12 protein-coding genes and 1 tRNA gene are annotated in these 13724 nt (G+C 40.9%); 8 read left to right on the plus strand and 5 right to left on the minus strand.

Features of this window, described 5'->3' with window-relative positions:
- Positions 1-125 precede the first annotated feature (125 nt).
- Positions 126-212: transfer RNA gene (locus tag F597_RS0112615), tRNA-Ser, on the plus strand.
- 56 nt (positions 213-268) lie between these two features.
- Here the strand turns inward: F597_RS0112615 and F597_RS0112620 are convergent.
- Positions 269-643, minus strand: coding sequence for a DUF3127 domain-containing protein (locus F597_RS0112620; protein ID WP_019540111.1), 375 nt, complete (start codon positions 641-643; stop codon positions 269-271).
- Between the two features lie 218 nt (positions 644-861).
- On the opposite strand from F597_RS0112620, the gene F597_RS0112630 reads away from it, so the two are divergent.
- On the plus strand, positions 862-2871 hold the full coding sequence (locus tag F597_RS0112630) for a BCCT family transporter (protein ID WP_026327417.1): 2010 nt from the start codon (positions 862-864) through the stop codon (positions 2869-2871).
- 53 nt (positions 2872-2924) lie between these two features.
- Here the strand turns inward: F597_RS0112630 and F597_RS0112635 are convergent, their stop codons facing one another.
- The 4 genes from F597_RS0112635 to F597_RS0112655 form a co-directional block, all read right to left on the minus strand.
- Positions 2925-4103, minus strand: a complete 1179-nt coding sequence (locus tag F597_RS0112635; protein ID WP_019540115.1) for a TolC family protein — start codon at positions 4101-4103, stop codon at positions 2925-2927.
- A gap of 99 nt (positions 4104-4202) precedes the next feature.
- Entirely contained in the window at positions 4203-7319 is a 3117-nt protein-coding gene (locus F597_RS0112645; protein ID WP_019540117.1) for an efflux RND transporter permease subunit, read from the minus strand.
- 18 nt (positions 7320-7337) lie between these two features.
- A complete protein-coding gene (locus tag F597_RS0112650) occupies positions 7338-8603 on the minus strand; it encodes an efflux RND transporter periplasmic adaptor subunit (RefSeq protein ID WP_019540118.1) in 1266 nt (421 codons plus the stop codon).
- 103 nt (positions 8604-8706) lie between these two features.
- Positions 8707-9147, minus strand: a complete 441-nt coding sequence (locus F597_RS0112655; RefSeq protein ID WP_019540119.1) for a DUF6769 family protein — start codon at positions 9145-9147, stop codon at positions 8707-8709.
- 569 nt (positions 9148-9716) lie between these two features.
- On the opposite strand from F597_RS0112655, the gene F597_RS0112660 reads away from it, so the two are divergent.
- The 6 genes from F597_RS0112660 to F597_RS0112685 all read left to right on the plus strand — a co-directional run bounded on the left by F597_RS0112660 (position 9717) and on the right by F597_RS0112685 (position 13408).
- Positions 9717-10202, plus strand: a complete 486-nt coding sequence (locus F597_RS0112660) for a cysteine hydrolase family protein (protein WP_019540120.1) — start codon at positions 9717-9719, stop codon at positions 10200-10202.
- The gene (locus F597_RS0112665) at positions 10199-10774 is read left to right on the plus strand and encodes a YdeI/OmpD-associated family protein (RefSeq protein ID WP_019540121.1); all 576 of its coding nucleotides are present in this window, start codon (positions 10199-10201) and stop codon (positions 10772-10774) included. Before F597_RS0112660 ends, F597_RS0112665 begins: the two co-directional genes overlap by 4 nt.
- 151 nt (positions 10775-10925) lie before the next feature.
- On the plus strand, positions 10926-11390 hold the full coding sequence (locus F597_RS0112670; protein WP_019540122.1) for a DinB family protein: 465 nt from the start codon (positions 10926-10928) through the stop codon (positions 11388-11390).
- 37 nt (positions 11391-11427) lie between these two features.
- Positions 11428-11889, plus strand: a complete 462-nt coding sequence (locus F597_RS0112675) for a cupin domain-containing protein (protein ID WP_019540123.1) — start codon at positions 11428-11430, stop codon at positions 11887-11889.
- Between the two features lie 162 nt (positions 11890-12051).
- Positions 12052-12801: a GNAT family N-acetyltransferase gene (locus tag F597_RS0112680; protein WP_019540124.1), complete on the plus strand. Its 750-nt coding sequence runs from the start codon at positions 12052-12054 to the stop codon at positions 12799-12801.
- Positions 12802-12880: 79 nt separating this feature from the next.
- On the plus strand, positions 12881-13408 hold the full coding sequence (locus tag F597_RS0112685) for a GNAT family N-acetyltransferase (RefSeq protein ID WP_019540125.1): 528 nt from the start codon (positions 12881-12883) through the stop codon (positions 13406-13408).
- Positions 13409-13724: the final 316 nt, after the last annotated feature.

Below are 13724 nucleotides of genomic sequence, written 5' to 3' on the forward strand. Positions count from 1 at the left end.
GTTTCTTTAAGTTAAATATGCATGATCCAGTATTGCCTGGATTATACCGTTGTGAGAGAATGTCTAATTTATTGAAGGATTATGTGCTGTTTTACGGGAAAATAGCGTAATTTTGCATCCGATCAGGAAAGATGCCGGAGTGGTCGATCGGGGCGGTCTCGAAAACCGTTGTACTCTCACGGGTACCAAGGGTTCGAATCCCTTTCTTTCCGCTTAGAGGGAGCATCAAAAACTCCCTCTTTTTTATAGATAAATAACCTTTTCTTGGTTAAAACGGTAGGTCGTCAATCTCCTCATTCGCTCCGCTAAACGGATTTTCCGGAGGTGGTATATCTTCATATTCGTCTTTCGGTGAGGGAGCCGGGGTGCTGTTTTGCACATTCTGGGCCTCTATTCTCCATGCTTTTACATCGGTATACCATCTTCCGTTGAATTCCCTGCTTTCCACATCAAAATCGATAGTATACAGTTCGCCTGAATTGAGTGAGATATGTTGGAATTTATTTCCCCATAAAGAAATACATACCTTTTTAGGGTATTGATCTTGTGTCTCAACAATAATATCTTGTTTTCTCCACTCGCCGTTTCTTCCTGTTCCGGATTGAAGCGGAAGAAGTTGAATTAATTTCGCTGTTAGTTGCATGATTTTTTCGTTGATTATGGCCCCAAAAGATGTAGTTTGGGAACGTTTTTATCATGCGAAAATAGTACGAAAAAGGGTAATTGCCAAATTAAAAGTAAAAGTCCGGCAACTGTGACGCGAAAGTGACCCCTGTGAAATCGTATTGTTGTATTAGTATTTACCCTCTATGTTCCGGCCAGAGTTGTTATTTTGCCTTAGAATCCTTACCTTTGTGCGCCATGAACCCATTCAGAGTAATAAAATCACAGATTACATTTAATAAAGGTATTGTTGTTCCGAGTTTCATTTTTATAGTCTCGGTGTCGTTGATTGCCTCTTTTTTCCCGAATGTTTCGGAACGTTTATTGGAAAATGTCAAGCAGTTTTTGTTTGTCAATCTGAACTGGCTTTACGTCATGGCGGTAACTGTTTTCGTACTGTTTCTGATATTTTTGATCTTCAGTAAATACGGGAAAATAAGACTGGGACCGAACGACAGTAAACCCGAATATTCCTTTTTCTCATGGGTTTCGATGCTTTTTGCAGCCGGCATGGGGATCGGCCTGATGTATTTCAGTGTTTCCGAACCTATTGCACATTATTCCGATGCTGTTTTCGCGGGCAATTCGGAAGTGCAAAGGGCTAAAGATGCACAGTTATTTACATTTTTCCATTGGGGAATTCATGCCTGGGCTATCTACGGTGTCGTAGGGCTTTCACTGGCATATTTTGCCTACCGTTACAAACTGCCTCTTTCGCTACGAAGTTGTTTCTATCCCATGTTGAAAGACAGGATCAACGGCAGGGCCGGTAATCTTATCGATATGTTTGCCTTATGCAGTACCTTCTTCGGTATTACAACTTCTCTGGGTTTTGGCGTTATGCAGTTGAGTGCCGGACTGACACATCTTGGGATTTTGCCGGGTTCCCGGTTCATCTACCAGATAGGTATTGTTGTTTTCATAATGCTCTTGTCTATACTTTCGGCCACTTCCGGTGTCAGCCGGGGAGTGAAAAGGTTAAGCCAGATAAATATTGTTGCAGCGGTTATTTTGATGCTTTTTGTCCTGTTGACCGGGCCGACCGTCTATTTATTGGGGACATTCTCCGAAGGATTAGGATATTATATCAATGAGTTCTTCAGTCTCACGTTCAATACACATGCTTTCGAGCCGGGCATGCAAGGCTGGTATTTCGACTGGACTGTGCTTTACTGGGCGTGGTGGATTTCTTGGTCGCCTTATGTCGGCCTGTTTATTGCACGGATATCCAAAGGACGGACGGTGCGGGAGTTTATAGGTGCGGTACTGATTATTCCCACCCTGTTCAATTTCATATGGATGACCGTTTTTGGAAACAGCGCCATTTGGTTCGACCAGCATCAGGCTTCCGGCGCTTTGAGTGCTCTGGCTGCCGAGGCAGATACCCTGATGTTCAAATTTTTTGAATATTTACCTTTACAGCAGGTTACCAATAGTTTGGTAATCTTTATCATCTTTATCTTTTTTGTTACCTCTGCCGATTCGGGGATACTCGTTATGAACAGTATTGCCACTAAAAATGCGGCACGTTCGCCGAAATGGCAGTTGGCTTTCTGGGGCAGTCTCCTGGCTCTGCTGGCATTGGTATTGCTCAATGCCGGGGGATTACAATCGTTGCAGGTAATGACCCTTATTACCGCGTTGCCGTTTGCTGTTATTATGCTGTTTTTCTGTTATAATCTTGTAAAAGGGTTGGTGATAGACAGCGGTTACTATCAGCGGGATTTTTCGCATTCTACCAATGGTTGGTCAGGTGATATGTGGAAAACGCGCCTGCGCCATATTGTGAGTTATAAAGACAAAAACGCGATCAACCGTTTCCTGAGAAAAGTTGTATTACCTGCTTTCACCGAGTTGGCGGAAGAATTGAAAAATGAAAATATCGTTGCCGAAGTTAAAACACTGGAACACCCTTTCAGAGCAGAACTTGTCATTGCACACGATGCAATTAACGATTTCAAATATGGTGTGCGTACGCAACCCAAGACTATTTCAGAGTCCCTGATAAAAGAAGAAAATACTCCGGATATTGACAGTAACAGGATATTTATCCCGCAAACCTATTTCGGTGACAGCAGGCAGGGTTATGATATTCAATATTATACGAAAAATGAGATCATTAGTGATGTGCTGAAACAATACGAACGTTTTCTTTCTCTTTCGGAAGAGGAAAAGAACGAAATATTTATCGGTATACCGGGACAATAAGCCGGGAGTAATCAGGATCAGGAGCCTGCTTGTCAGATTATGCCGGCATAGAACTATAGCTCTACTGCCGATAATTCCGCGAACGCTTTTTGGTAATCCCTTTCAGCCTCTAATGTACGGTTGATTGTTTCGTAGTATAAACCTATTTCTACCATATATTCCAACAGCGATATTTCTCCTGCATCCAGGGCTTTTTTCAGGAGGTCGGTGTTGTTTGCCGTTACCAACGATTGGCGGTATTTTTCAGCTGCTGTTTTCAAACCGGCAGTACGATTATAGAGTATCTGCAGTTGATTGTAAAATTGTTGGCGGCTGTCTGTTTCCCGCGACTCGGCTGCTTTTACCGATGCTTTGGCTTGTTTTATCCGGTTCTTGTTTTCCCACAAAGGGATGGAGATGCCAAGAGAAAAACCCTGAAAGCGTTCTCCAACTACTTTTTCACTCATGTATCCGGCAGAGAGGGTGGGTAAGTTCATTGTTTTGCTCAGTGAGAGTCGTTGTTTACTTACTTCTATTTCCTGTCTGGCATAGGCTAAAACCGGATTTTGTTGTGCTGTTTGTGCAAACCAGTCGTCAAAATGCAGTGGAAGCAAGATATTATCATACTGCCAATCTTCCAGTACGATGTCTGTTCCTCCATTCAGCCTTTTCAATTGTTCCAGCAATGCATTGCGTTCAACCTCGATACGGGATATTTCTCCCTGCACGCTGGTAAGATTGAGTTGTACCTTATTATATTCCAGACGGCTGACATCACCTGAGTTCAGGCGGTCTTCGTAACCTGCAGCAATTGTTTCGGCATGTTGTAAACGCTGATCCAGCTCTTTTTTCAGCGCGTTGTAATAAATCAGGTCGATGCAGTACTGTTTTGCTTCCAAAAGGATGTTCATACGGTCGGCTTTGTACTGCCATTCGACCAATACATTCTGCTTATTGGCTGCTTTGCTTTTCATTCCCGTGATAGTGGCTATGTCGAATGTTTGCATAATGCTGAAATCGGTACGGTTGCCAATATCCGCAGGATTTCCCCAAAGATAATTGAACCCGACCTCCGGATTTTCAAGATATATGCCTGTTTTATTTTCTAACTTTTGTGCTTCCGCACTTTCACGAAGCGACTTTAATGTTGTATTGTTTTCTTCTATCGAAGCCAATACGGAATTGATAGTTGTCTGCGCATTCAGGGTGATGCTTATAAACAGTATCAACAGGGTTGTTATGATTGTTTTCATTTGAATTCTGTTAGTTGTTTTCTGTATGTTTGCCTTTCAATTTTCGTCTGGAATTCCACTGCCACTAAAGCGGGACCTTTAGATGTTTTGTGGGGACCGTTAATTCTCTTCATCTTGTATAACTTCTGTTTCAACTACTTTCCTTTCGGTTATCAGATACATGATAGGAATGATAAAACCGTTCAGAAAGGTAGAGGTCAGTAATCCACCTAATATGACCTTAGCCATGGGGCTTTGTATTTCGTTGCCCGGAAGGTCTCCACCCAATACAAGGGGAATAAGCGCCAAGACGGATGTCAATGCAGTCATCAGGATAGGATTTAAGCGATCTAATGAGCCTTGCATCACACTTTCGAACTTTGAATACCCTTCATCCTGCAAATCGTTATAACGTGAAATGAGTAACATCCCGTTACGGGTGGCAATCCCAAAGAGTGAGATAAAACCGATGATGGCAGGAATGCTTATTACCCCATTGGTGAAGAATATGACGAATACGCCCCCTATCAATGCCAGCGGAAGATTTAGCAATATAACGGCTGATTGCCTCACACTCTTGAATTGGGCAAAGAGTAAAAGGAATATGATCATAATAGAGAATATGGATGTGATAAGCAACATGCGTGATGCCGCCTGCTCACTCTCGAATTGTCCGCCATATTCGATATGATAACCTTCGGGTAATTGAATTTCGTCGCGGACTTTTTTCTGGATGTCGGTTACCACTCCCCGTAAATCGCGTCCGGCCACGTTTGCCGAAACAACCAGTTTGCGGGCCACATTTTCACGGTTAATCGTATTGGGGCCGGTGGACGAGGTGACCTCGGCAATATTTTCCAACGGAATTTTCCGGCCGTTGGCATCCACTGTCAACTTCCTGATTTTATCAGCCGTTGAACGGCTTTCATCGTTCACTTTCAATGTGAGGTCGAACGAGTTGTTCCCTTCGTAAACCTGTGAAACGACTTCGCCGGCCAGCATCACATTGATGATTTCGGCAAATTCAGGTAATGAAATTCCGTATTTTGCCAACAGTTCCCGTTTGGGTTCTATTTTCAATTGCGGGCGGTCGATTTGTTGCTCCACGTTCAGGTCGGCAATCCCTTCGACATCCTCGATAGATGCTTTGATCTGGTTACCCAGGTTGTACATCCTGTTCAAGTCAGGCCCGAACAGTTTAATGGCTATATTCGCTCTTGTGCCCGATAGCATATGGTCGATACGGTGTGAAATGGGTTGCCCGATTTCGATATTTACGCCGGGCAGCACTTTCAGTTTCTCCCGTATTTCTTCCAATAGCTCGTCTTTAGAGCGTTTACCTAATGTAAATGGTGCTTCTATCTCCGATAAGTTTACTCCTAAAGCATGTTCATCGAGCTCGGCGCGTCCGGTCTTGCGTCCTGTTGTTTGTATCTCCGGAATGGAGAGCAACAGTTCTTCCGCTATCCTTCCCATCTTGTCTGATTCTTCCAGTGATATGCCGGGCATGGTGCTGATACTGATGGTGAACGAGCCTTCGTTGAACGGGGGAAGGAAGCTGCGGCCCAATGTGAAGAAAATGACAAGTGAAGCGATTAGCACCGCACCGGTTCCGCCAAGTACCCAGTTTTTATGGTTCAATGTCCATATAAGCGCCTTTTCATATACATATTTTAACCGTAAAGCCACGAAGGATTCTTTCTCCGGTTTGTCGCCTTTTTTTTCCGATTTGCCCAACAGGTAGCTACACAATACCGGCGTCAATGTCAGTGCAACAACTGTAGATGCAGACAGTGCCGCGATAAATGCAATTCCAAGGGGTATCAGCATGCGTCCTTCCATCCCTGAAAGGAAGAATAGGGGAACAAAACTGGCAATGATGATAAAAGTCGAATAAAGGATGGGCATGCGTACCTCTTTCGATGCATCATATACCACCGCTATCACGCTTCTCTGTTCTTCCTTCGGTTTTTGCCGGTTCTCCCGCAGACGTTTAAACACATTCTCCACATCTACAATCGCATCATCTACCAATGACCCAATCGCGATCGCCAGACCTCCCAGGCTCATGGTGTTAATGGTTAACCCCATGAACTTCAGGGCCAGAATTGCGGATACCAGTGAAAGAGGAATGGTGACAAGCGAAATAACAGTTGTACGCGCGTTCATCAGGAAAATGGCCAGGATAATTACCACAAAAATTCCTCCTTCAAGCAATGCTTTCTGGATGTTGTTGATGGAACTTTCTATAAAGCGTGCCTGACGGAAAATATCGGTAGTCACTTTTACGTCTGCAGGAAGTGTCTGTTGAAGTTCCTCCAAAGACCGGTCTATCTTGTCCGTCAGGTCAATCGTACTGGTGGCGGGTTGTTTGGTGACCGTTATCAGTACGGCCGGCTTTCCTTTTTCAGATGCCACCCCTAATTTGGGAGCCTTGTCGCCTATCTTGATGTCGGCAATATTTTCAAGCAAAATGGGTACATCGTTTACACTTTTCACCACGGATTTTCCCAGTGCGGCTACCTGGTTTGTGGAAAGAATGCCACGGATGATATACTCGTTCCCGTATTCATACAATACTCCTCCCGACGCATTCTGGTTCATGTTCTGTACTACATTGACTACTTCGTCCAGACCTACGCTGTAGTGCTTCATCTTTTCGGGATTCAACAATATCTGGTATTCTTTGATTTCGCCGCCGATAACGGTAACCTGTGCGACACCGCCTGTGGATAACAGGCGTGGGCGTATAGTCCAGTCGGCCAATGTACGCAAGTCCCGAAGTGAAGTTGAATCTGCAGTCAATCCGATGGTAATCAGTTCACCGAGGATGGACGACTGTGGTCCTAAAGTCGGGTTCCCCACATAAGAAGGAAGTGCGTCTCTGATGGTAGACAACTTTTCGGATACGATTTGCCGGGCGATGTAAATGTCAGTTCCCCAGTCAAACTCTACCCATACAATTGAAAAGCCTGTAGTGGAAGACGAGCGGACACGGCGTACGTCGGCCGCACCGTTCAGGGATGTCTCAATCGGGAAAGTCACCAGCCGCTCTACCTCTTCGGGTGCCATCCCTTGGGCTTCCGTCATTACCACGACGGTAGGCGCATTCAAATCGGGAAATACATCCACTTCCATATTTGTGGCGGTATATATCCCTGCCAGCATTAATAGTACGGAAGCGACCAGCACAACCAACCGGTTGTTCAATGAGAATCTTATTACTTTGTTCAGCATAGCGTTTCGACTTTGCGGTTAATGACTGTGGGTGTGCCCTTCCGGCATTACGGACGAAATGGCCGCCAGCTTCACCTGATATACGCCTTTGGTAACAACCTTATTTCCTGAAGCTAAGCCTGACAGAATTTGTACCCGCTCTCCGTTATTCTGGCCGATCGTTACTTCCTGTTTTTTATATCCCTCCTCGTCTAATTGCAAGTAAACAAAGTATAGTCCCTGTTCTTCGGTCAGTGCCGATACCGGAATGGAAATTATATTTTCCTGTGGGGCTGATAACAGATATACTTCTGCAAATGAGCCGGGGATGATATCTCCTACATTGTCGAATTCAAATGTAACGGGAATAAAGAACGATTGTCCGTCTGCCGCTTTGCCGAACGACAACAGACGGCCATTCATGTCCGATAGTTTGTAAACCGTCTTGTCGTAAGCCATTCTAAAATTGGCACTACTGATATTCCTGAGGCTGCTGAAATAGTTTTCGGAAACTTCCGCTTTCAATTGTAACCGTTTATTCTGCGAAACAATGGCGATGGGTTGTCCGACGGATACATATTCTCCCTGTGCCACCATTCTGGTCTTTATATATCCGTTGATGGGGGAGGTGACCCTCACGCCGTTTGCTGTCATATTGGATGCCTGCGCATTGTAGGCCGTTTTAGCGGTTTCGTAACGGAGGCGGGCCTGTTCAAATTCTTTGGTGGAGATAATCTGGTCTTTCACCAGTAGTTCTGCCCGTTGGAACTCCTTTTGGGCTGTCTCGAATTCTATTTTGGCCCTGGTTGACGGATCCCCATCGAGTAGTTCTTTTGCGGATATGGTTACGATAGATTGGCCTGCTCCGACAGGACTACCGTCGCTAATGGATGGGTTGGTAAATGATACGATCCCGTTGGATGTGGCCGCGATCGCTACTTCATCACCTTGTGCCGGCTGAATTTGTCCGCTGGTTTTAATCACATGGCTGAAAGTGCCGGGTGTAACTTGTTCTACTTCTAAACCGACAGCTTCGGCCTGCTGGCGGGTGAAGTGGATTTCGTCTGAATGGGCATGCCCCTGATTATGATCGTGGTCTCCACCTTCCGAATGGCTGTGTCCGTCACTGGATGAGTGGTCATGGTCATGATCGTGTAAGTGTGAGTGGCTGTGCCCGTTCTCGTGGTCGTGCAGATGTTCATACGCGTCTTTTGTATCCGGCGATGTCTGGTTTTTATTTCCGGAATGACAACCGGAAATAATCAAGGCTATTACAATGAATAAGCCTACAATATATGTCTTCATTTTGATAATATTTATTGCTGCTTTATGGTGAATGGAAAAAGTTGTACAGATAGCTATTTCGTGTATAACTATCTATCCTGTATTATAGAATGTTGCAGGTTAATCAGGAAAGGACAAAAGGCGGGGCACGTAAGCCATGGAACTGACTTACTTCGGCAGATGTGTAAAATAGTATGTATTCCCCCTGTTTAGGTTTTGTATAGGTATTATAAGCGGGGTGTATTAAAAAATCCGAGACAAGATAAAGTAAGGGAAAGAGATGAGTATGTCCCGGATCATCGCAATTGTCACATGACGGCGTTTTGATTTTTACCTTATTTTCAGGACTAAAATAATAGTTTGTTTTTGCAATGCAGGTTACATCGTGATGGCAGCTATGGCTGTTTTTACCGGTATGTTCGTTGTCTGTGGAATTGTCATTCTCACCATGCGTCACATGAAAACAGATTGCTCCGTTATCATGATGATGATGCGGTATGGTCCCCGACACCAGCACGATAAGTATGGCTAATACAACGGATGATATGGCAATCTTCTTTTTCAACACAATCTATTTTGCGGTAAAAGTACATGTTTATTTTCTTTTTTCCAAGTAACCGATCTAGATTTCAATAGCTATAAACTTCACTTTGAATACTTACCAGTAGTACCTACACCCCGAAGATAGCTGATTATAAATGATAGCAAATACGAAAACAGCACCTGTCAAACGATAAAACCGGTATTCCTATTTTAAACCTATATTTGGAAATGCGGAGGAGTGAAAAGCCTCAATTTATTTCGTTCATTTGAACGATAAAATCATAAAGAACAGTTATCTTTGAAAATGGAGCTGTATTGTACTCAACATAGAATAACTTACGTAAATATAAAACAAGTAAAGAGTAAAAATATTAATTAAGTTGTTGATATATAGTTGTTTGTTTTTATTAAATAGAAAGACTGAAAAATTAGGTTTACGAATGTTCTAAATTTCTCATTTATGAATGTTGGGGATTTATTACGTAAATAAGACGTTGTAGGCAAGCGGGCGACAGTGCATACGGGACAATGAAAAGCAGAATTGACTGTTTAAATATAAACCATCCGACAAGGATACAAAAGATAAGAAAAATGAAAAAAGCATTAATAATAATAGACATTCAAAATGATATAACAAAGAATTACAAGGAAATAATTGGCAATATAAATAAATCCATAGATTGGGCAATCAATAGCAATATTCATGTTGTTTATATAAGGCATGAAAATTTATCAGACGGCACGAGGACCTTTAAACCCAATACACGTGGGGCTGAATTAGCTTCGGATTTGAAAATAGTGTCAAAAAATGTTTTCACAAAATACAAAGGAAACGCATTAAGTAGTGAGGAATTTGTAGACTTTATTAGTAAAAATGAAATATGTGATTTCTACATAGCAGGAGCAGATGCTGTCGCTTGCGTTAAATCAACCTGTTTTAATCTACGTAAGGCAAATTATGGCGTTAATGTCTTATCCGATTGTATTACAAGTTATGATAAAAGGAAAATTGACGAAATGCTTCATTATTATGAGAGTAAAGGCAGTAAAATAATTGGTTTGGATGACCTGTTATGACAACGGAAAATAAAATAAAGTATTTTGAAAATCGAGAAGATTGGAGAAAGTGGTTGACAGACAACTTTGAAACCACAGGCGAAATTTGGTTTGTATTTCCTCAGAAATCGTCAGGTAAAAAAAGCATTTTATACAATGATGCGGTTGAAGAAGCCCTTTGTTTCGATTGGATTGACAGTACGATAAAATCACTTGACAAAGAACATAAAATTCAGCGTTTCACCCCCAGAAATCCTAACAGCACTTACTCACAAGCCAACAAAGAAAGGCTCAAATGGTTATTGGGAAATAAAATGATACACCCAAAATTTGAGGATAAAATACAAAATGTTTTGTCTAAACCTTTTATTTTTCCAAATGATATAATTGACAAATTGAAAGAAGATAAAATAGTATGGAAAAACTATCAACGTTTTTCCGACGCATATAAGCGTATCCGAATTGCATACATTGAAACAGCAAGGAAACGACCAGAAGAATTTGAGAAGCGGTTAAACCACTTCATAAGTAAAACGAAAGAGAATAAAATAATAACAGGATTTGGCGGAATTGAAAAATACTATTCAAAATAAATGCCAGCACATAATTGCGTTTGCCGAAATGGCAGTGTCAAACTGATTGTAGACGTTTTGCGGTTTCTATTCCGCCACTTCGGTAAGCGCCCACTCGTTGTGCCGCATGCAAAAAAGAACCTACAATACGATAAACTAAATAGATAATAACATGGATTTTTCAAATGTAACAAATGGAATTCTCAGGTATATTGATACATGGGAGCAAAAACTGATAGATTTGCCAGTTGATACGATTACAAACAAACGAAATAAACAAAACAGGACAATTAAACAGATTCTCGGACACTTAATTGATTCAGCAGCGAATAATCATCAACGAATGATTCGATTACAATACAATGAAAAACTTGACTTTCCTGATTATCAGCAGGACAATGATTTATGGATTGCATTGCAGGATTACCAAAACACTGATTGGACAACAATAATCCAACTTTGGAAGTATTATAATTTGCATATGATTCATGTAATTAAATCAGTTGACCAGACAAAACTTGATAATTTATGGCAAAGCTTTGAGGATATTACCGTAACTCTTCGACAAATGATTGAGGGATATTTAGGTCATATTGAGTTACATTTAAACGAGATTCAAGAACTAATAGACCAATAAAATAGGAGTTGTATTATTTATTCCAAAAACTCAAATTATGAAACAAATCGAAAAAATTTCAGAAGGTAAGAATCATACGGCTATAAATATTGGAAATTTAGACGATATAAAGTCTTATTCTCTGATTCACACCAAAACAGGTAAAGAGGTTAATGGAAAGGTATTTTTGAAAGAACCAACAAACGCAACAGGAACAGAAATCTCTTTTACAGTAATACCGCCAAAATCGGAATTGGGGTATTTCCATGTACACAACAAAGATGAAGAAACGTACATAATTCTGAAAGGTTCGGGATATTATCAGGTAGATGCCGATTGTTTCCCCATACAAGAAGGAAGTATAATAAGAGTCGCCCCTAATGGTGTCAGAGGTCTATGTAATACTTCGGATGATGAAATGTTATACATTTGCATTCAATCAAAAGAAAACTCATTAGAAGAACACACCACAGATGATGGGAAAAGAATAAGATTTACACCTAAATGGGAGACTATATGAAGAAATTCAATGCCAACCCCTAACATTGCGTTTACCGAAATGGCAGTGTCAAACTGATTGTAGACGTTTTGTGGTTTCTATTCCGCCACTTCGGCAAGCGCCCACTCGTTGGTCGTGCGACAACGTAACGAATAAAATACGATGATTTGAAGCAAGGTGCATATGAATACTGATTTTATAAATTTGACAACAGCAAATCTTGCCAATGAGCATTTATGCTGTATTATTCGTAGTAAAAAGTCCCATCAGGGTATTGATGCAAAGCGAAAATGGCTTTCTGACCGACTAAATGAGGGTCATACTTTTAGAAAGTTAAACGAGAAAGCCACAGTTTTTATTGAATATGCCCCTCTTGAAACAGCCTGGATCCCTATAATTGGTGACAACTATTATTATATATATTGCTTATGGGTTTTAGGTGCCCACAAAGGAAAAGGCTATGGAAAATCGTTGATGGAATATTGTATCGCTGATGCCAAAGAAAAGGGAAAATCCGGTATTTGTATGCTCGGAGCAAAAAAACAAAAAGCCTGGCTTTCCGATCAATCATTTGCGAAGAACTTCGGTTTTGAGGTTGTTGATACTACCGATAATGGATATGAATTGCTTGTTCTTTCTTTTGACGGTACAATACCGAAATTCGCTCCAAATGTTAAAAATCAGGGGATTGAAAGCAAAGAGTTGACAATTTATTATGATATGCAATGCCCTTATATCTATCAAAACATTGAGATAATAAAGCAGTATTGTAAAATGAATGATGTTCCTTTATCTTTAATTCAAGTGGATACGCTACAAAAAGCAAAGGAATTGCCTTGTGTTTTTAATAATTGGGGTGTATTTTATAAAGGAACTTTTGAGACAGTAAATTTGTTAGATGTCGCTTACTTGGAGAGAATACTCAAAAAATGAAAGTGCGTTTTCAACATCAATATTAATCGGAATTGTATTAGGATTGATGGACATTACGCCGATTGAATAGAATAAGAATATGGAAAAAATCATAATAGGCAAGGATGGAGACGTTATTCTCAGAGAATTAATGGATGCTGATTTAGAGAAACTGGCTATTTATGCAAACAATGAAAAGGTTAGTATTAATTTGCGAGATGGATTCCCAAAGCCATATACGATTGAGAATGCCAAGAGCTTTAAGAAAATGATTGATTCTCAAACTCCAAAGACATTTTTTGCAATTGAATACCAGAATGATTACGTGGGAAATATAAGCTTGTCTCCGGGGACAGACGTTTATAGGAAAAGTGCAGAGATTGGTTATTTTATCGGTGAACCATTTTGGAATAAAGGAATTGCGACAAAAGCCGTTAACTTAATATCGGAATGGGGATTTAACCAACTTGATATTGTTCGAATATATACTGGTGTTTTTGAATATAACCAAGCTTCACAACGAGTTCTTGAAAAATGCGGATTTGTAAAAGAAGCAGTATTTAAGAAATCTATTTGCAAAGACAATAAGATTTTTGATGAAATTAGATTTGCAAAAATAAAGGAATGAAAAAACGAAAAAAGATATTATTGATTGGTGCGTGGATGATGATATAGATTTATACTATCTTCGGGGTTAGAGTAGATGACAGAAAATTCCGTATATAAATGTGCTTAACTCCTCCATAACTGCTTTCAAAAAAACGTTCGCCTTACACTACAATTTTAGGGTAATTGTCTTTTATTTTCAGCAGTTTACCGAATTCTCGCTCAATTGTTTCAGGCATTGATAACTCAATGGCGAAGCAGGGACAAGTTCAATTAAATGGAAATCCAAATATGGCAGCTCAATTTCTTGCCTTATGTAAAGTTGACAAAAAAGAAAT

The sequence above is a fragment of the Proteiniphilum acetatigenes DSM 18083 genome (assembly GCF_000380985.1).
Classification (GTDB): Bacteria; Bacteroidota; Bacteroidia; order Bacteroidales; family Dysgonomonadaceae; genus Proteiniphilum; species Proteiniphilum acetatigenes.

Bases quoted from the DNA above. Each gene is read 5' to 3' on its own strand.
- F597_RS0112685 (WP_019540125.1), top strand. From the start codon at position 12,881: ATGGAAAAAATCATAATAGGCAAGGATGGAGACGTTATTCTCAGAGAA.
- F597_RS0112675 (WP_019540123.1), top strand. From the start codon at position 11,428: ATGAAACAAATCGAAAAAATTTCAGAAGGTAAGAATCATACGGCTATA.
- F597_RS0112635 (WP_019540115.1), bottom strand. From the start codon at position 4,103: ATGAAAACAATCATAACAACCCTGTTGATACTGTTTATAAGCATCACC.
- F597_RS0112680 (WP_019540124.1), top strand. From the start codon at position 12,052: ATGAATACTGATTTTATAAATTTGACAACAGCAAATCTTGCCAATGAG.
- F597_RS0112660 (WP_019540120.1), top strand. From the start codon at position 9,717: ATGAAAAAAGCATTAATAATAATAGACATTCAAAATGATATAACAAAG.
- F597_RS0112645 (WP_019540117.1), bottom strand. From the start codon at position 7,319: ATGCTGAACAAAGTAATAAGATTCTCATTGAACAACCGGTTGGTTGTG.
- F597_RS0112665 (WP_019540121.1), top strand. From the start codon at position 10,199: ATGACAACGGAAAATAAAATAAAGTATTTTGAAAATCGAGAAGATTGG.
- F597_RS0112620 (WP_019540111.1), bottom strand. From the start codon at position 643: ATGCAACTAACAGCGAAATTAATTCAACTTCTTCCGCTTCAATCCGGA.
- F597_RS0112650 (WP_019540118.1), bottom strand. From the start codon at position 8,603: ATGAAGACATATATTGTAGGCTTATTCATTGTAATAGCCTTGATTATT.
- F597_RS0112670 (WP_019540122.1), top strand. From the start codon at position 10,926: ATGGATTTTTCAAATGTAACAAATGGAATTCTCAGGTATATTGATACA.
- F597_RS0112630 (WP_026327417.1), top strand. From the start codon at position 862: ATGAACCCATTCAGAGTAATAAAATCACAGATTACATTTAATAAAGGT.